This window comes from Nocardioides sp. (assembly GCF_035697785.1).
Taxonomy (GTDB): Bacteria; Actinomycetota; Actinomycetes; order Propionibacteriales; family Nocardioidaceae; genus Nocardioides_B.
Window position 1 is genome coordinate 14,009 of record NZ_DASSCL010000114.1, and the last position, 17,240, is coordinate 31,248.

15 protein-coding genes are annotated in these 17,240 nt (G+C 73.2%); 4 read left to right on the plus strand and 11 right to left on the minus strand.

The window, feature by feature from the left end:
- From VFH10_RS11975 to VFH10_RS12000, 6 genes are all read right to left on the minus strand, one after another.
- Positions 1–468, minus strand: coding sequence for a hotdog fold domain-containing protein (locus VFH10_RS11975; RefSeq protein ID WP_325128786.1), 468 nt, complete (start codon positions 466–468; stop codon positions 1–3).
- 49 nt (positions 469–517) lie between these two features.
- Positions 518–1,963: a ribonuclease Y gene (gene rny, locus VFH10_RS11980; RefSeq protein ID WP_325128788.1), complete on the minus strand. Its 1,446-nt coding sequence runs from the start codon at positions 1,961–1,963 to the stop codon at positions 518–520.
- 212 nt (positions 1,964–2,175) lie between these two features.
- The gene (locus VFH10_RS11985) at positions 2,176–2,868 is read right to left on the minus strand and encodes a regulatory protein RecX (protein WP_325128789.1); all 693 of its coding nucleotides are present in this window, start codon (positions 2,866–2,868) and stop codon (positions 2,176–2,178) included.
- 36 nt (positions 2,869–2,904) lie between these two features.
- Positions 2,905–3,954 (minus strand): recombinase RecA, encoded by a 1,050-nt coding sequence (gene recA / locus VFH10_RS11990; protein ID WP_325128792.1) that lies wholly within the window; start codon positions 3,952–3,954, stop codon positions 2,905–2,907.
- 196 nt (positions 3,955–4,150) lie between these two features.
- Positions 4,151–5,542 (minus strand): MFS transporter, encoded by a 1,392-nt coding sequence (locus tag VFH10_RS11995; protein WP_325128794.1) that lies wholly within the window; start codon positions 5,540–5,542, stop codon positions 4,151–4,153.
- On the minus strand, positions 5,539–5,736 hold the full coding sequence (locus VFH10_RS12000; protein WP_325128796.1) for a DUF3046 domain-containing protein: 198 nt from the start codon (positions 5,734–5,736) through the stop codon (positions 5,539–5,541). The genes VFH10_RS11995 and VFH10_RS12000 overlap by 4 nt, the downstream gene beginning before the upstream one ends.
- Positions 5,737–5,827: 91 nt before the next feature.
- Between VFH10_RS12000 and VFH10_RS12005 the strand changes: the two genes are divergently transcribed.
- Positions 5,828–6,364, plus strand: a complete 537-nt coding sequence (locus VFH10_RS12005; RefSeq protein WP_325128798.1) for a GNAT family N-acetyltransferase — start codon at positions 5,828–5,830, stop codon at positions 6,362–6,364.
- Positions 6,365–6,376: 12 nt separating this feature from the next.
- Here VFH10_RS12005 and VFH10_RS12010 read toward each other — a convergent pair whose 3' ends face one another.
- The 3 genes from VFH10_RS12010 to VFH10_RS12020 are packed head-to-tail and all read right to left on the minus strand — an operon-like array spanning position 6,377 to position 8,942.
- Positions 6,377–7,186, minus strand: coding sequence for an ABC transporter permease (locus VFH10_RS12010; protein ID WP_325128799.1), 810 nt, complete (start codon positions 7,184–7,186; stop codon positions 6,377–6,379).
- Positions 7,186–8,022 (minus strand): ABC transporter permease, encoded by an 837-nt coding sequence (locus tag VFH10_RS12015; RefSeq protein ID WP_325128801.1) that lies wholly within the window; start codon positions 8,020–8,022, stop codon positions 7,186–7,188. The genes VFH10_RS12010 and VFH10_RS12015 overlap by 1 nt, the downstream gene beginning before the upstream one ends.
- A complete protein-coding gene (locus tag VFH10_RS12020) occupies positions 8,022–8,942 on the minus strand; it encodes an ABC transporter ATP-binding protein (protein WP_414689869.1) in 921 nt (306 codons plus the stop codon). The genes VFH10_RS12015 and VFH10_RS12020 overlap by 1 nt, the downstream gene beginning before the upstream one ends.
- A gap of 170 nt (positions 8,943–9,112) precedes the next feature.
- Between VFH10_RS12020 and VFH10_RS12025 the strand changes: the two genes are divergently transcribed.
- Positions 9,113–9,784 (plus strand): hypothetical protein, encoded by a 672-nt coding sequence (locus tag VFH10_RS12025; RefSeq protein WP_325128804.1) that lies wholly within the window; start codon positions 9,113–9,115, stop codon positions 9,782–9,784.
- A gap of 89 nt (positions 9,785–9,873) precedes the next feature.
- Positions 9,874–10,692: an endonuclease/exonuclease/phosphatase family protein gene (locus tag VFH10_RS12030; RefSeq protein WP_325128806.1), complete on the plus strand. Its 819-nt coding sequence runs from the start codon at positions 9,874–9,876 to the stop codon at positions 10,690–10,692.
- A gap of 18 nt (positions 10,693–10,710) precedes the next feature.
- Here VFH10_RS12030 and VFH10_RS12035 read toward each other — a convergent pair whose 3' ends face one another.
- Positions 10,711–11,514 carry an endonuclease/exonuclease/phosphatase family protein gene (locus tag VFH10_RS12035; protein WP_325128808.1) on the minus strand — a complete coding sequence of 268 codons (804 nt, stop codon included), beginning with the start codon at positions 11,512–11,514 and terminating at the stop codon, positions 10,711–10,713.
- Between the two features lie 98 nt (positions 11,515–11,612).
- Positions 11,613–12,452, minus strand: coding sequence for a class I SAM-dependent methyltransferase (locus VFH10_RS12040; protein ID WP_325128810.1), 840 nt, complete (start codon positions 12,450–12,452; stop codon positions 11,613–11,615).
- Positions 12,453–12,534: 82 nt separating this feature from the next.
- On the opposite strand from VFH10_RS12040, the gene VFH10_RS12045 reads away from it, so the two are divergent.
- Positions 12,535–17,238 (plus strand): ATP-dependent helicase, encoded by a 4,704-nt coding sequence (locus VFH10_RS12045; protein WP_325128812.1) that lies wholly within the window; start codon positions 12,535–12,537, stop codon positions 17,236–17,238.
- Positions 17,239–17,240: the final 2 nt, after the last annotated feature.

Consider the following 17,240-nt stretch of genomic DNA (forward strand, 5'->3'; position numbering starts at 1 on the left):
CTAGGACGCCGGCTTCTCGGTCACCCACAGACGGATCACGCCCTCGACGACGACGGTGCCGTCGTCGCGGACCCCGCGCACCAGCACGGGGACCTCGGGGTCGTCGCCGGTCCAGCGCTCGGGGTCGGTCTGCGCGATGCAGGTGATGTCGCTGGTGGCCTTGGCCGTGTAGGCGACGTCCATCCCCTTCGGGATCCAGCGCTTGCGCGCCGGCACCGTCGCCTCAGCGAGCGCACCCATCGCGGCCTCGAGCCCGTTGCAGATCGCGATCACGTGCACGGTGCCGATGTGGTTGTGCACCCGGCGGCGCTTGCGGACGGTGAGCTCGGCGTAGTTCGGGCGGAGCTCGGTGAACCGCGGTCGGACGGTCGCGAAGTAGGGCGCCTTCAGGCTGAACAGCACCGAGAAGATGCGGTGTCCCTGCGGCAGTCGGGTGACCCGGTCGTAGAGGTGCAGCACGCTCGCCATCCCGCGAGCCTATATTACCCGTCAGTAACAGGTCGAGGGTCACCCGCCCTCAGCGCGCCACCTCGGTCGCCCGGGACTCCCGGATCACCGTCACCTTGATCTGGCCGGGGTAGGTCAGCTCCTCCTCGAACTGCTTCGCGAGGTCGCGGGCCAGCACCTGGGCACCGATGTCGTCGACCACGTCGGGCTTGACCATCACCCGCACGTCGCGGCCGGCCTGCATGGCGAAGACCCGCTCCACGCCGTCCTTGGCGGCCGCCAGCTCCTCGAGCTTGTGCAGCCGTTGCACGTAGGCCTCGAGCGACTCCCGCCGGGCGCCCGGCCGACCGCCGCTGATGGCGTCGGCCGCCTGGGTGATCACAGCCTCGACGGTGCGCGGCTCGACCTCGTTGTGATGGGCCTCGATCGCGTGCACGACGTCGTCGGACTCGCCGTAGCGACGCGCCAGGTCCGCGCCGACCAGGGCGTGCGACCCCTCGGCCTCGTGGGTGAGCGCCTTGCCGATGTCGTGCAGGAACGCCCCGCGGACGCAGGTGGTGCGGTCGAGGCCGATCTCGTCGGCGAGCAGCCCGGCGGCGTGGCCGGACTCGACGAGGTGCTTGAGCACGTTCTGGCCGTAGGAGGTGCGGTAGCGCAGCCGGCCCATGGTGGCGACCAGCTCCGGGTGCAGGTCGGTGATGCCCATCTCGAACGCCGCCTCCTCTCCCGCGCGCACACACATCCGCTCGACCTCCTGCAGGCAGCGGGCGTGCACCTCCTCGATCCGCGTGGGGTGGATCCGGCCGTCGGCGACGAGCTCCTCGAGGGTCACCCGGGCCACCTCGCGGCGCACCGGGTCGAAGCAGCTGAGCAGCACGGTCTCGGGGGTGTCGTCGATGACGACGTTGACTCCGGTGATCTGCTCGAAGGAGCGGATGTTGCGACCCTCGCGGCCGATCACGCGGCCCTTCATGTCGTCGGAGGGGAGGTGCACGGCGGCCACCACCGACTCGCTGGTCTGTTCGGCCGCGAGCCGCTGGATGGTGGTGGCGAGCACCTTCTTCGCGTTCTTCTCCGCCTCGTCGGTGGCGAGCCTCTCGATGTCGCGGGCCAGCAGGGCGGCGGAGCGGCGGGCCTCGGACTCGACCGCCACCATCAGCTCGGCGCGCGCGTCCTCGGCGGTGAGGCCGGCCACCGACTCCAGCACGGCCCGTCGGTCGGCCTCGATGTCCAGCAGCTCGGCCTTCCGGGCCTCGAGGGCGGCCTCGGCGTCGGCGAGCTGGTGGGTGCGCTCGTCGAGGTGTCGCTGCTCGGAGTCGAGGCGCTCCTCGCGCTCGGAGATCCGGTGCTCGCGGCGCTCGATGTCCTGGCGCTGCTCGTGCAGGTCCTCGTGGAGCCGGTGCTCGCGGGCGGCGGACCGGTGCCGGTGGTAGAGGAGCACTCCCACCGAGACCACGGCCAGCAGGAGCATCACCCCGATGACCCCGATGAGCAGTTCGGCCAGAGTCGCGTTCATGGGGCGCTCCTGTTCCTCGCGCCCGGCGAGCCGACCGCCGGCGGTCCCGACGGACGACGCAGCGCCCCGACAGCCTCGCGGCGACGGGATCGTCAGCAGGATCGACAGGTCGAGCGCGGCCCGGCTGTCGCCGGGTTCGTTGTCAGTTCAGCCTCCGGTCCCCCGGAGTTTCAGTGATGCAGTTTCGAGGCTAGGTCGCGGGGTGGACCCGGTCAAGGAAGGTCGGGGTCGACGCCGTCGAGCTCGGGGTCCACGCCTGCCCCGGCCGCGTCGAGCTCCTCGCGGACGACGCGGAAGGCCGTGCCGGGCGGGTAGCCCTTGCGCGCCAGCATGCCGCTGAGCCGGCGTACGGCGGTGGTGTGGTCGACCCCGGCCACCGACCGCAGCCGGCGCCGCACCAGCGCCCGCGCCGTCTCGACCTCCGCGTCCGGGTCGACCTCGTCGAGCGCCTCGCCGGCCACGTCGTCGGCGATGCCCTTGCGACGCAGCTCCTGGGCCAGCGCCCTGCGGGCCAGGCCCCGGCCGGACTGGCGGGACTGCACCCAGGACCGGGCGAAGGCCTCGTCGTCGACGAGACCGACCTCCTCGAACCGGGTGAGCAGCCGCTCGGCGATCTCGTCGGGCACGCCCTTGGCTGCCAGCTTGTCGGCGAGCTGGGACCGGCTGCGCGCCTGGCCGGTGAGCTGGTCGAGCAGGATCTTGCGGGCCACCGCCTCCTGGTCGGCCTCGGGGCCGAGCGCGGCGGTGTCCTCCGGCGGCGGTGTCCCGGCGATGGCACCGGAACCGGGCGGGCCGGCCCCGTGGGCCGCCAGCCAGGTCTCGACGCCGAGACGCACGTCGCCCGTCCGGCCCCGTGGGAGCTCGGGGTCGGACGGGCGGTCGGCCGGGCGCTGGCCGGAGCTCATCGGCCGGTCATCGGCAGCTCATGTGCAGGGCGCCGTTCAGAAGTCGATGCCGGTGGGCTCGGCCGCCGGCGCCGCCGCCGCGGTGTCGACCTGCGGGCCGACGCCGAGCTTCTCGAGGATGCGCTTCTCGAGCTCGTTGGCGAGGTCGGGGTTGTCCCGCAGGAAGCTGCGGGCGTTCTCCTTGCCCTGGCCGAGCTGGTCGCCTTCGTAGGTGTACCAGGCGCCGGCCTTGCGGACGAGGCCCGCCTCGACCCCGACGTCGATCAGACCGCCCTCGCGGCTGATGCCCTGGCCGTACATGATGTCGAACTCGGCCTGCTTGAACGGCGGGGCCACCTTGTTCTTGACGACCTTGATCCGGGTGCGGTTGCCGACCATCTCCTGGCCGTCCTTGAGCGTCTCGATCCGGCGGACGTCGAGCCGGACGGAGGAGTAGAACTTCAGGGCGCGCCCACCGCTCGTCGTCTCGGGCGAGCCGAACATCACACCGATCTTCTCGCGGAGCTGGTTGATGAAGATCATCGTCGTGCCGGCACCGTTGAGCGCGCCGGTCATCTTGCGCAGCGCCTGGCTCATCAGCCGGGCCTGCAGGCCGACGTGGCTGTCGCCCATCTCGCCCTCGATCTCCGCACGCGGGACCAGCGCGGCCACCGAGTCGATCACAATCAGGTCGAGCGCACCGGAGCGGATCAGCATGTCGGCGATCTCGAGTGCCTGCTCACCGGAGTCGGGCTGGGAGACCAGCAGCGCGTCGGTGTCGACGCCCAGCGCCTTGGCGTACTCCGGGTCGAGGGCGTGCTCGGCGTCGATGAACGCCACGATGCCGCCGGCGGCCTGGGCGTTGGCCACCGCGTGCAGCGCCACCGTGGTCTTGCCGGAGGACTCCGGCCCGTAGATCTCCACCACGCGACCGCGCGGCAGCCCGCCGATCCCGAGGGCCACGTCGAGCGAGATCGCGCCCGTCGGAATCACCCCGAGCGCGGCGCGGGTCTCCTCGCCGAGCCGCATCACCGACCCCTTGCCGAACTGCCGCTCGATGTTCGCGAGCGCCGCATCGAGCGCCTTGTCGCGGTCTCCACCAGCCATGGATGCCACCCGTCCGTCTGTCCGCTTGTCCGCGGATCGTGTCGTCTTCTTCATCGGGAGCGACCCTAGGCAGGGCCTCCGACAGTTTCGACCCCGGGCCGGGAGCCTGTGGAGAGCGTCCCCGGGCCTGGCGTCGCCGCCAGCGTAGCCCGAACGTGTGTTCGATCCGAGACGACACGCGGGCGTGTCGTGGGCGCTACAGGGCGGGCGTGTCGGCCCCGCGGTGGCCCCGCTGCGTCGTACGCCGGGCGACCTCGGCCGCCGTCGCGACCCCGGTGACCAGGACCGCGGCGAAGAGGTTGAGCGCGACGTACCCGAAGCCGTCCATCACCAGCCCGGCCACGACGCCGGCGGCGGCGGCCACCAGGCCCATCACCAGGTCGGCGGCGCCCTGCACGTCGGTGCGGGCGTCGAGCGGCGCGGACTCGGAGAGCAGGGTCGAGGCGGCGACGTTGCAGAGCGACCAGCCCAGTCCGAGCAGGAACAGGCCGACGCCGATCGTCGTCGAAGCGCCGGCCGGCGACGAGCCGGACAGGAACAGCGCGAGGAACAGCACCAGCGCCCCGGCGGTCAGGACCGGGGGCCGTCCGAACCGGTCGGCGGCCCAGCCGACCACCGGCGCGAACGCGAACATGCCGAGCACGTGCACCGAGATGACGACCCCGATGACCTCGAGGGTCGCGCCGCCGTGGTGCATGTGCAGCGGGGTCATCACCATCACGGCGATCATCACGCCGTGTCCGAGCGCGAGCGCCGCGACGCCGGCACGGACGGCCGGCCGCTGGCGGATCACCTCCCGGACGCGCGCCCAGGACGTCGACGTACGGCCGGTGGAGACGCCCCGGTCCAGGGCCGCCTCCCGCGCGACCATCAGCGGGTCGGGCCGGAGGAAGACCGCGACCACGAGCCCGGCCGCCAGGATCCCCAGCAGCCCGAAGAGGAACGGTCCGGTGAGGCCGGGCAGCCCCATCGCCCGGGCCGCCCGACCGGCTACACCGGTGAGGTTGGGCCCGGCGACCGCGCCGATGGTGGTCGCCCACACGACCAGGGACAGCGACCGGGCCCGACGGTCCGGCGGGGCGAGGTCGGTGGCGGTGTAGCGGGACTGGTTGTTCGCCGCCGTCGTGGCGCCGAGCAGAGTCGCCCCGACGAGCAGCAGCGGGAACATCTCGACCACCCCGGCGACGACGCAGAGCGCCGCGCCGGCCGCGCCGACCACGTAGCCGAGCACGAGACCCGGTCGTCGCCCCCGACGGCCCATCAGGTGAGCGAGCAGGAACGACGCCAGCGCGGTGCCGAGCACCTGCGAGGTCTGGGCCAGGCCGGCCAGGCTCTCGGAGCCGGACAGGTCCTCGGCCAGGATCGCCGCGACCGCGATCCCGATGGTGATGCCGATGCCGCCGAGGGACTGCGCGACGACGAGCGTGCCGAGGGTACGACGCTGCACACGCCGGACCTCGTGGTCCGGCCACCTCACGCCCCCGGCGACACCGCGGGCCAGGCCGGACGCCACGTCGCGGGCACCGGCGCCGACCCAACCGGCGATCCGCCGACCGGCCCGGGCCGCCGGGTCGCCCGGGTCGCTCATCGCTCGCTCGCCGGCAGCTCGAGCGTCTCCCAGACGGCGCGCCACACGACCTTGGGGGTCTCGCCCTCGGCCAGCGCCTCGGCGGCGGTGCGGCCCCCGAGCGCGGCCATCACCTGCTGCTCCGACCAGTGCCGGGCGTACGCCGACGACCCGAGCGCCTGCTCCATCCGCTCCCAGAACTCCGTGTGCCGCACGGTGAGGAGCCTACGACGGCCCCGGGCGGCATCCCGCCGTCCGGGCTGGACGTGTCGTCCGCGCCGTCGGCGGATTTGGGAGAATGGTCGGATGGCCGCCGAGAGCCCCGCCGAACCCGCGCACGACCCCGTGACGGTCCGTCCCGCCGTCGAGGACGACTTGCGCGACATCGCGACGATCTACAACCACGAGGTGGCCAACAGCATCGCGACGTTCGACCTGGAGGCCCCGACGCTGGCGTACTGGCGCGAGAAGCTCGAGGGCAACCACCAGGGCGACCACCTGCTGGTCGCGGTCGACTCCGACGGCGACGTGGTCGGCTATGCCTACTCGTGGTCCTACCGGCCGCGTCCGGCGTACGAGCTGACCCGGGAGACCTCGATCTACCTCGACCCGTCGGTGCGCGGCAAGGGCATTGGCCGGATCCTCTACCCCGCGCTGCTCGACGCGATGGCGCAGTCCGGTGTGCACACCGCCGTCGCGCTGGTCGCGCTGCCCAACCCGGGCAGCGTCGCGCTGCACAAGGCGGTGGGGTTCGAGCACGTCGGCACGATGCGCGAGGTCGGCTACAAGTTCGACCAGTGGATCGACGTCGAGTGGTACCAGAAGCTGCTCGGCCCGAGCTGACCCGACGGCCCCTCAGCGCAGCAGCAGCGTGCCGAGCCGGCGCGAGACGACGTAGAGCCCGGCCAGGCCCATCACCAGCAGGTACACGACCGAGACCGCCGAGTCCCAGGAGATCGCGCCGGTGGTGAGCTCACGGCACAGCACCACGCCGCGGTAGAGCGGGCTGGCCTCGACGACCCAGCGCAGCGCGCCGTCGAAGGCCGTGACGGGGAAGAAGGTCGCCGAGAACAGGAACAGCGGCATCACCGCGAGGGTGACCAGGTCGAAGTCCTGCCACGAGCGCATGAACGTGGTGAGCGCCATGCACACCGCCGAGAACCCGAACCCGATGAGCAGCGTGGCCGGCACGGCGAGCAGCGCCCACCAGGAGTGCACCAGCCCCATCAGCAGCATGACGACGAGGAAGCCGACGGAGTAGACCCCGCCGCGCAGCAGCGCCCAGGTGATCTCCCCCCGCGCCACGTCGAACGGCCGCAACGGCGTGGCCAGCACGGCGTCGTAGAGCTTCTCGAACTTGAGCTTGAAGAAGACCGAGAACGTCGAGTCGAGGACGGCGCCGTTCATGGCGGAGGCGGCGAGCATGCCGGGTGCGACGAACGCGGCGTACTCGACCGTGCGGCCGTTGAACTCGAACGAGTCGATCAGCTGACCGACCCCGATGCCGATCGAGAACAGGAACAGCACCGGCTCGAGGAACCCGGTGAGGAAGAAGACCTTGCTGCGCCGGTGGGCCAGGTAGTTGCGCGCGACGAGCCGCCACGACGGCGACCAGCGCGTCGCGTCGGTGTCGAGACGCCCCAGGGAGGTGGTGACGACGGCCATCAGCTGAGCAGCCTCCTGGTCAGGCGGCGCACTGACCACCACCAGCCGCCGGCCGCGAGCACGCCGAGGTAGCCGACGTGTACGAGCGCGAGCGGGACGTCGAGCGTGCCGAGCGTCAGCATCCGGGTCAGGTCGACGCCGTGCCACAGCGGGGACACCCAGGCCAGCCACTCGATCCCGTCGGGCAGGTTGGAGATCGGGAAGAACGCTCCCGAGAACAGGAACAGCGGCATGATCAGCACCCGGAAGATCACCGCGAACGGCGTGGGGTCGGACAGCCCGGCGCTGTAGGCGTAGAGCGGGGTGCCGAAGGCCAGCCCGATCAGCAGCTGGACCAGGAACGCGACGAGCACGCCGGGCACCGAGACGAACAACCCGAACAGCGACAGCACCAGCAGGAACGCCCCGCACGCGGTGGCGACCCGGAACACCACGAACCCCAGATGGGCGGCGACCACGTCGGCCGGGGTCAACGGTGTGGCCACCATGCCGAGATAGGTCTTGTTCCACTTGATCGCGCCGAGGACGGGGTACATGGTCTCCCCCACCGCGGTCTGCATCGCATGAGCCGCGACCAGGCCGGGCGCGATGAAGGCGAGGTACGACGGGGCGCCCTCGAGCGCCGCTCCCCCGGCGTCGACGAAGCCGCCCAGCAGGACGCCCATCGCCACCACGTAGAACAGTGGGGCCAGGAACGAGCTCGCGATCGACGCCCGCCAGGTGCGCTTGTAGACGGTGACCCAGTAGTCGAGCTGGCGGAGCACCCGCTCGCCGTGCCCGGGCGCGGCGGCGCCCCGGCCGGAGGCGACGGGTCCGGGGGTCGAGACCTCGGCCATCAGTCCACCAGCGTCCGGCCGGTGAGATGCAGGAAGACGTCCTCGAGCGTGGAGCGGCGCACCAGCACCGCGGTCGGGTCGAGACCCCGCTCGTGGACCCTGGCCAGGGTCTCCTCGCCGTCCTCGGTGTAGAGCAGCAGCCGGTCGGGCAGCACCTCGACGCGCTCCGCGAGGTCGGCGACCCGGGCGGCCAGGGCCTCGTGCTCGCCGACCCCGAAGCGCAGCTCGGTGACCTCGCGGGTGGAGTGCTCGCGGATCAGGGAGAGCGGCGAGCCCTCTGCGACGATCTGGCCCTTGTCCATGACCACGAGCCGATCACAGAGCTGCTCTGCTTCATCCATGTAGTGCGTGGTCAGCACCAGCGTCACGCCCTGCTGCTTGAGCCGGAACAGCTTGTCCCACAAGACGTGCCGGGCCTGCGGGTCGAGGCCGGTGGTCGGCTCGTCGAGCAGCAGCAGGTCGGGCTGGTTGATCAGCGAGCGGGCGATGGTGAGCCGACGCTTCATGCCGCCGGACAGCTTGTCGACCTTCTGCCCGGCCCTCTCGGTGAGCTGGAAGAAGCGCAGCAGCTCGTCGGCGCGGGCCGCGCACTCGTTGCGTGCGAGCCCGAAGTAGCGCCCGTAGACGACGAGGTTGTCGCGGATGCTGAGCTCGGTGTCCAGCGTGTCCTCCTGCGGACAGACGCCGATCCGCGCCCGGATCTGCGGACCCTGCGTGGCGGGGTCCATGCCGAGGATGCTGAGCTCGCCCGCGGTCGGCGGGGACACCGCCGCGACCATGCGCATCGTGGAGGACTTGCCCGCGCCGTTGGGCCCGAGGAAGCCGAACGCCTCACCCGCGGCCACGTCGAGGTCGATGCCGCGAACGGCCTCGAGGTCGCCGAACGACTTGCGCAGACCGGTGGCCCGGATCAGGGACACGGGACGGGCCGCGGCGGCGGTGTCGACGGGGTCGGGGACGGCGTGAGGCACCGTTCGACCCTATCCCCGGGCACCGACGTGGTTCATCCGAGTTTTCGGCGCATCGGTCCCGCCGGAAGTGGCCGACTCGGGCCATGCCCGGGCCGGCACCGCCGTCGTACCGTCGAACGGTGACCACAGCACAGCACGAACGCACGGGGAGCGGGCTGGGGCTCGCGAGTGCAGGCCTGTGGCTGCTCCCCCTCTACGCACTCCTGCTCGCCCTGAGCACCCTCACGCACGAGCCCGACCACGCCGAGGCGTTCGGCGACTGGTCGCGCTACGTCACCACCGACATCTTCCTGGTCAACCACATCGTCGGCAGCATCCTCGGCGCCGCGTTGGGCCTGGTCGGGATCGTCTCGGCGCTGCTCTTCCTGGTCCGTGGTCCGGCCGCGGCCACGGCGACCGTGGCGACCGCCCTGACGATCGTGGGCAACGTCCTCTTCACGGGTCTCTTCGCGGCGGCCGCGTTCGCCCAGCCCGCGATCGGGAGGGCCTTCCTGGCCGGCCAGGAAGGAGCCGAGGGACTGTACGACGAGGTGTACGGCACCCCGCTGCTCACCACCTTCGGGATCGGAGCGGTGTGCTTCCTGGCCGGTGCGGTCATGTTCGGCCGCGCGGTGGCGCGAACATCGGACTCGCTGCGGCTCGCCGGTTGGGGATACGCCGTCGCGCTGGTGCTGTTCGTCATCTCCGGCTTCACCGTCTCGGTGGTACAACCTGTGTTCGCCGCGCTCGCCTGCGCGGCCGCCGTGCTGATCGCGCTGCGGCTTCCGAACGCGGTCGAGCCGGTCGGCTGAGGCGCGCCGACATCGCCGGGTCCGGGTACCGTCGAGGGATCCTGCAGCTACCCGCACGCCGCCCCGGCGACGGCGTCTCTCGCACGTCCGTGGCCCTGCTCGTCATCGGGCTGGGCGGCGCGCTGGTGCTCGCGTTGGTGGGGTGGGGCCGCCTGGACACGACGCCCGGCACCTCGGACGGCTCCGCGGTGGCCGCCCCGCGTGCGGCGCCCTCGTCGTTCGTGCTCATGCAGATGAACGTGTGCCTCTCCGGGATGTCCGGCTGCTACGACACGGTGGCGTACCCGGCCGGCGTACGGGACGTGGTCGCCCGCATCCGGCAGGCGCGCCCGGACGCGGTCACCCTCAACGAGGCCTGCCGGGTCGACGCGGCCGCCATCGCCCGACGCACCGGCTACCACCTGCGCTTCGTGAGCGTGATCTATGACCGCGAGCTGCTGCCCTGCGTCGACCCCGGCGGACGCGGATTGTTCGGCAACGCGGTGCTCACCAGGGCAGCCGTGAGGAGCTCGGAGACCGAGGTCTTCGAGGGCCAGTTCGGCCCCGAGGAGCGACGGTGGCTCTGCGTCACCACGAGTGAGGACCAGGACGTGTGCACGGCCCACCTCGAGATCCGCAGCAGGGGTTTCGCCGCGGCGAACGACGACCAGTGCGTCGAGCTGGGCGCGCTGCTGGCACGTCGCGCGGCGGTGCGCAGCGTGGTGTTCGGCGGCGACGTCAACCGTGGCAGTTCCTGTGCCCCGGGCGGCTTCTGGACCCGCACCGACCGTTCGGCCGGCCAGCGGGCCGGGGTGCAGCACGTCTACGGGAGCCGGAGCACGCTCAGCTCACCCCGCGCGCAGGTCCTGGCGGCACCGCACAGCGACCACGACGTGCTCTACGTCCGGGCCCGTCCGGGCGGGCGCTGACGACCGGGTCCGTCGCCCTCAGCCCCTCGTGGTGCGGGCCTCCAGCGGCATGCTCGCGGAAAGGAAGTCGTGGTCCGTGTACGTCGCCGCAGCGACCCGCGCGGCCGGTGGACCCAGCGACCTGCTGCCGTAGACGTGCTGGATCCCCGGCAGCTGGGTGGCCGCCGCGTCGTCGCGCGTCCACATGGTGCCCGGAGCACACGGGTCCCGGCGGTTCACGTCCCCGCCGAACACCGTGACCCCGGCCTCGTCGTACCGCGCGAGGACGGCCTTCAGCTGGCGGCACTCCGCGTCGTTGAAGACCCGGGCCACCGCCGACCCGCGAGTGTCGAGGTGTGCGCTGCAGACCGTGGTCCGGCGGCCCGTCGTCACGCAGAGCCACCGTCGCTCCTCGGCGCCCGCATGCACCTCGAACGCCCCGTCGTGGGCGCTGCGGACGGCCGCCTTGGTGAGGACGGCGATCCCGTACACGCCGCGGCCACCCGGCCTGACGCACGGCACGCGTGCGCCGCCTGAGAGGACGGCGGAGAACCGCATCCGGTAGCCGGTACGACGAGCCAGCGTCTCGACGTCGCCGCTGCACGCCTCGTTGAGCGTCACCGCCTCCGCGTCCTGGGCGACGACCTGGGCGGTCGCCTCGTCGATCACGGCAGGGTAGGCGGTGCGCGCGAAGCAGCCGGCCGCGCCGGACAGGCACAGGTTCATCTGCAGGACGGTGTAGCCCGGGGACGGCGCCGACCCGGCCACGCCGGCGGTCGGGGCCGGCAGCAGCACCGCCAGCAGGAAGCCGACCGCGATAGCGAGGGTGGCGGGCTTGCGCACCGGCTGCTCCTGACGAGGTCGGGGTCGACGTGCTCAGGAGTGGTTCGACCCGGCGCCGGTCCGGGACGGGTCCGGACCCCGGCCGTCCCAACCGGGTGTCAGTCCGCCTCCCGGACGAAGCGGAGCAGGCGGTACTCCAGCAGCCCGGCCCGGTGACATCGCTGCAGGGCGTCGCCGCCCACCATGGAGTCGGCCCAGGCCGACCGGCCGCGGGCCCGCCGCAGGACCGGCTGGAGGGCCCGGACGACCCGGTCCCGCGGCCGGCCGAGCCGCTGCATCGGCGACAGGTCCCGCGAGTCGACCAGCCGCAGGCCGGCACCGGCTGCCAGCGCCGCCGCCTCCGCGACGGTGAGCAGGGACGAGACGTGCCAGCCGTCGCAGAAGTCGACGATGCGGCGGTCCGCCGTGTCGGTTGTGCGCACGTCGTCGACGACGACGAGGGCGCCGCCCGGCCGCAGGGCGCAAGCCACCTCGCGGAAGAACGCCGGCGCCGGGTCGGCGTGCACGAACGACTCGATGGCGAAGGCGAGATCGAACCCGGTGAGCTCGTCCGGCAGGTCGGTGAAGTCCGCGACCGCGAACCGGACGTCGCCCAGCAGCGGTCCGCTCCGGTCGGCGTACCGCCGGGCCAGCCGCACCTGGGCGGGGCTGATCGACACGCCGACCACGTCGACCGGGCGGCGCCGCGCGACGTACAGCGCGGCGGTGCCGACCCCGCACCCCAGGTCGAGCACGCGCCGGTCGGCGGCGCCGAGCTCGGCCAGCACCAGGTCGTGCGTGTGGTGCACGGCCTCCGCGCGGGTCGTCACGCCCGGCCCCCACAGCTCCCGGTGCAGCGCCCGCTGGCTGCCGGTGAGCAGGAACTTCCAGGTGTTCGCGTCGTAGTAGCGGCGCACGCCCGCCCCGCCCGTCTCGGCGGGTGTCGGGTGTGTCGCCATGTGCCGAGTGTCAGGGGTCGGCGCCTCCGGTGCCAAGGTCCGCACCCGGCGAACTGTCGGAGGCGTGCGGCAGGATGGAGGGATGGCCGATGGGGCGAGCACGACGCGGGTGCCCGACGTCTTCAGCGCGCCCACCCGCACCTGGTTCGAGACCGCCTTCGCGACTCCCACGGCCGCGCAGGTCGGCGCCTGGCAGGCGGTCGCTGCGGGGCGCAACGCCCTCGTCGTCGCCCCGACCGGGTCCGGCAAGACGCTGTCGGCGTTCCTGTGGTCGCTCGACCGGATCGCGACCGAGCCGCGCCCGGCCGACAAGCTCAGACGCTGCCGCGTCCTCTACGTCTCCCCGCTCAAGGCGCTGGCGGTCGACGTGGAGCGCAACCTGCGCGCCCCGCTCACCGGCATCCGGCACACCGCCGAGCGGCTCGGCGAGACGGTCCCCGAGATCGCGGTGGCAGTCCGCTCGGGTGACACGACGGCGGCCGACCGGCGCCGGATCGCCACCGCCCCTCCGGACATCCTGATCACCACTCCCGAGTCCCTGTTCCTGATGCTCACCTCGCAGGCGCGCGAGGCGCTGCGGGGCGTCGACACGGTGATCGTCGACGAGGTGCACGCGGTGGCCGGCACCAAGCGCGGGGCGCACCTCGCGCTGTCCCTCGAGCGGCTCGACGAGCTGCTCGAGTCACCCGCGCAGCGCATCGGCCTCTCCGCGACGGTCCGGCCGATCGAGGAGGTCGCCAGGTTCCTCGGCGGTCCCCGTCCGGTCGAGGTCGTGGCGCCAGCCTCCACCAAGGAGTGGGACCTCCAGGTCGTCGTGCCCGTCGAGGACATGACCGAGCTCGGGGCCGCCGCCGAGGAGCCGTCCGAGGGGTCGGCGGCCGCCGGCGACCGGCACGGCTCCATCTGGCCGCACGTCGAGGAGCGGGTGGTCGACCTCGTCGAGCAGCACCGCTCCACGATCGTGTTCGCGAACTCCCGGCGGCTGGCCGAGCGGCTGACCGCCCGGCTCAACGAGATCGCCACCGACCGAGCGGCGGGCTCGACGGGCGCGACCACCGCGGAACCCACGGCGATCCCCGGCACCGGGATGCCGGCTGCGATCATGGCCCAGTCCGGGCAGTCGCGCGGCGCCGACGCCGACAACGTGGTGATCGCGCGGGCCCACCACGGCTCGGTGTCCAAGGAGCAGCGGGCCCGCATCGAGGACGACCTCAAGCGCGGGGCACTGCCCTGCGTGGTGGCCACCTCCAGCCTCGAGCTCGGCATCGACATGGGTGCGGTCGACCTCGTCGTCCAGATCGAGAGCCCGCCGTCGGTGGCGAGCGCTCTTCAGCGCGTCGGCCGCGCCGGTCACCAGGTCGGCGAGGTGTCCCGCGGCGTGCTGCTGCCCAAGCACCGCAGCGACCTCGTGCACACCGCCGTGGCGGTGGAGCGGATGCGGGTCGGCGCCATCGAGTCGCTGCACATCCCGGCCAACCCCCTCGACGTGCTCGCCCAGCAGGTCGTCGCCGCCGCGTCGGTCGACGAGTGGGACGTCGACGAGCTCTACACCCTTCTACGCCGGGCGGCGCCCTTCACGACGCTGCCCCGCTCGGCGTACGACGCCACCCTCGACCTGCTCAGTGGCCGCTACCCCTCCGACGAGTTCGCCGAGCTGCGACCCCGCGTGGTCTGGGACCGGGTGGCCGGCACGCTGTCGGGCCGCCCCGGGGCACAGCGGCTGGCGGTCACGAGTGGCGGCACCATCCCCGACCGCGGCCTGTTCGGAGTGTTCCTCGTGGGGGCCGCGACCGGCTCGAAGTCCGGAGGGGCCAGGGTCGGCGAGCTCGACGAGGAGATGGTCTACGAGTCCCGCGTCGGGGACGTGTTCGCGCTCGGGGCGACCTCGTGGCGGATCGAGGACATCACCCACGACCGGGTGCTGGTCTCCCCCGCACCCGGTCAGCCCGGCCGGCTGCCGTTCTGGAAGGGCGACCAGATCGGCCGGCCCGCCGAGCTGGGTGCGGCGATCGGAGCGTTCACCCGCGAGCTGTCCGCCCTGCCCGTCGACCGGGCGATCGCCCGCTGCCGTGACGCCGGCCTCGACGAGTGGGCCGCCGACAACCTGGTCGCGTTCCTCGCCGAGCAGCGCGAGGCCACCACGACGCTGCCCACCGACCGCACCGTGCTCGTCGAGCGCTTCCGCGACGAGCTCGGCGACTGGCGCCTCGTCGTGCACTCCCCCTACGGCGCCCAGGTGCACGCCCCGTGGGCGCTGGCGATCGGGGTCCGGTTGCGCGAGCGCTACGGCATCGACGCCCAGGCGCTGCCCGGCGACGACGGCATCGTGCTGCGCATCCCCGAGACCGACCAGGAGCCGCCCGGCGCCGAGGTGGTGGTGTTCGAGCCCGACGAGATCGAGGACATCGTCACCACCGAGGTGGGTGGTTCGGCCCTGTTCGCGTCCCGGTTCCGGGAGTGCGCCGCCCGCGCCCTGCTGCTGCCGCGCCGTGACCCCGGCCGCCGGTCGCCGTTGTGGCAGCAGCGGCAGCGCAGCGCGCAGCTGCTCGAGGTCGCGTCGAAGTACCCCTCCTTCCCGATCGTTCTCGAGGCGGTCCGCGAGTGCCTGCAGGACGTCTACGACGTGCCCGCCCTCACCGGCCTGATGCGCGACCTGGCGGCCCGCCGGCTCCGCACGGTCGAGGTCAGCACCACCCAGCCGTCGCCGTTTGCGCGCAGCCTGCTGTTCGGCTACGTCGCCGCCTTCATGTACGAAGGCGACAACCCGATCGCCGAGCGCCGCGCCGCCGCGCTCAGCCTCGACCAAGGCCTGCTCGCCGAGCTGCTCGGTCGGGCGGAGCTGCGCGAGCTGCTCGACCCCGACTCGCTGCACGAGCTCGAGCGCGAGCTGCAGCGGCTGACCGACGACCGCAAGGCGCGCGACGCCGAGGGCGTGGCCGACCTGCTGCGTCTCCTCGGGCCGCTCTCCACCCAGGAGGTCGCCGACCGTTCCCGGGAGGACCCAGCACCCTGGCTGGAGCTGCTGCGCGAGTCCCGGCGGGTCGTCGAGGTCCGGTTCGCCGGCGGCGAACGCTGGGCCGCGGTCGAGGACGTCGGCCGGCTGCGCGACGGGCTGGGCGTGCCGGTGCCGCCCGGCACCCCCGAGGTGTTCACCGAGCCCGTCGACGACCCACTGGCCGACCTGGTCGGCCGCTACGCCCGCACCCACGGCCCGTTCACCGTCACCGACGTGGCGACCCGGCTCGGCCTCGGGGTCGCGGTCGTGCAGCAGACGCTCAACCGGCTGGCGTCCCAGGGCCGGGTGCTCGAGGGCGAGTTCCGGCCCGCCGGCTCCGGTGCCGAGTGGTGCGACGCCGACGTGCTGCGCCGACTCCGGCGGCGCTCGCTGGCCGCGCTGCGCAAGGAGGTCGAGCCGGTCGAGCCGGCCACCCTGGGCCGGTTCCTGCCGATCTGGCAGAACGTCCTCCCGACCGGCTCGAGCACCCGCCACCGGCTGCGCGGAGCCGACGGGGTGCTGACCGTCGTCGACCAGCTCGCCGGTTGCGCGGTGCCTGCCTCCGCGCTCGAGCCGCTGGTGCTCGGCAGCCGAGTCGTCGACTACCACCCGGCACTCCTCGACGAGCTCACCACCACCGGCGAGGTCGTCTGGGGCGGTCACGGCAGCCTCCCCGGCAACGATGGCTGGACCAGCCTGCACCTGGCCGACTCCGCGCACCTCACCCTGCCCGATCCGGCCGAGCTCGCGGGCGATCTGGAGACCACACCGCTGCACGAGGCGATCCTCGAGGCGCTGGCGGGCGGCGGGGCCTACTTCTTCCGGCAGCTCTCCACGACCGTGGGTGCCACGGTCGGGTCCGTCGACGACCGGGCCTTCGAGGCCGCCCTGTGGGACCTGGTCTGGTCGGGCCGCCTGACCAACGACACCCTGGCCCCGGTCCGGGCCCTGACGTCCGGCGGACGCACGACACACCGGTCGCGCCGCCCACCACCCCGCGTGCGCACCGGGAGCCGTCGTCCCGCCATCGGGCGCCCGGAGCTGCCGTCGCGCACGGGCCCGGCCACGGCCGCAGGTCGCTGGTCGCTGCTGCCCGCCATCGACACGGACGACACCCGGCGGGCACACGCCGCCGCCGAGGGCCTGCTCGAGCGGCACGGAGTCGTCACCCGCGGTGCGGTCATGAGTGAGCGGGTGCCCGGCGGGTTCGCGGGCGTCTACAAGGTGCTGTCGGCGTTCGAGGACTCCGGCCGGTGCCGCCGCGGCTACTTCGTCGGCTCCCTCGGCGCCGCCCAGTTCGGGGTGCCGGGCGCGGTCGACCGGCTGCGCTCGTTCTCCCGCGAATTGTCCGGTGCCGAGCCGTCGAGCGACGCGGCCCCGGACAAGCGGTCCGCGGTCACGCTCGCCGCCACCGACCCGGCCAACCCCTACGGCGCGGCTCTGCCGTGGCCGGAGCGTCCGGTGCGCGCCGACGACGCCACCGGCACCTCCGGGCACCGACCCGGACGCAAGGCGGGCGCGCTGGTGGTCGTGGTCGACGGCGACCTCGCGGTCTACGTCGAGCGGGGCGGCAAGACCCTGCTCACCTTCACCGAGGACGCCGAGGCGCTCGGCTCGGCACTCGGTGCGCTGGCCACCGCGGTCCGCCAGGGCGCACTCGGTCGGCTCACGGTCGAGCGCGCCGACGGCACCAGCATCCTGGCCGGCAGCGACCGGGCCGGGGCGCTGCGGAGGGCCCTGGAGGACGCCGGGTTCGTGGTGACCCCGCGGGGTCTGCGGCTGCGCGGCTGAGA

What these genes read in the sequence shown, in the direction of transcription:
- VFH10_RS11975 (WP_325128786.1), bottom strand. Translation starts at nt 468, where the DNA reads ATGGCGAGCGTGCTGCACCTCTACGACCGGGTCACCCGACTGCCGCAG.
- rny (WP_325128788.1), bottom strand. Translation starts at nt 1,963, where the DNA reads ATGAACGCGACTCTGGCCGAACTGCTCATCGGGGTCATCGGGGTGATG.
- VFH10_RS11985 (WP_325128789.1), bottom strand. Translation starts at nt 2,868, where the DNA reads ATGAGCTCCGGCCAGCGCCCGGCCGACCGCCCGTCCGACCCCGAGCTC.
- recA (WP_325128792.1), bottom strand. Translation starts at nt 3,954, where the DNA reads ATGGCTGGTGGAGACCGCGACAAGGCGCTCGATGCGGCGCTCGCGAAC.
- VFH10_RS11995 (WP_325128794.1), bottom strand. Translation starts at nt 5,542, where the DNA reads ATGAGCGACCCGGGCGACCCGGCGGCCCGGGCCGGTCGGCGGATCGCC.
- VFH10_RS12005 (WP_325128798.1), top strand. Translation starts at nt 5,828, where the DNA reads ATGGCCGCCGAGAGCCCCGCCGAACCCGCGCACGACCCCGTGACGGTC.
- VFH10_RS12010 (WP_325128799.1), bottom strand. Translation starts at nt 7,186, where the DNA reads ATGGCCGTCGTCACCACCTCCCTGGGGCGTCTCGACACCGACGCGACG.
- VFH10_RS12015 (WP_325128801.1), bottom strand. Translation starts at nt 8,022, where the DNA reads ATGGCCGAGGTCTCGACCCCCGGACCCGTCGCCTCCGGCCGGGGCGCC.
- VFH10_RS12040 (WP_325128810.1), bottom strand. Translation starts at nt 12,452, where the DNA reads ATGGCGACACACCCGACACCCGCCGAGACGGGCGGGGCGGGCGTGCGC.
- VFH10_RS12045 (WP_325128812.1), top strand. Translation starts at nt 12,535, where the DNA reads ATGGCCGATGGGGCGAGCACGACGCGGGTGCCCGACGTCTTCAGCGCG.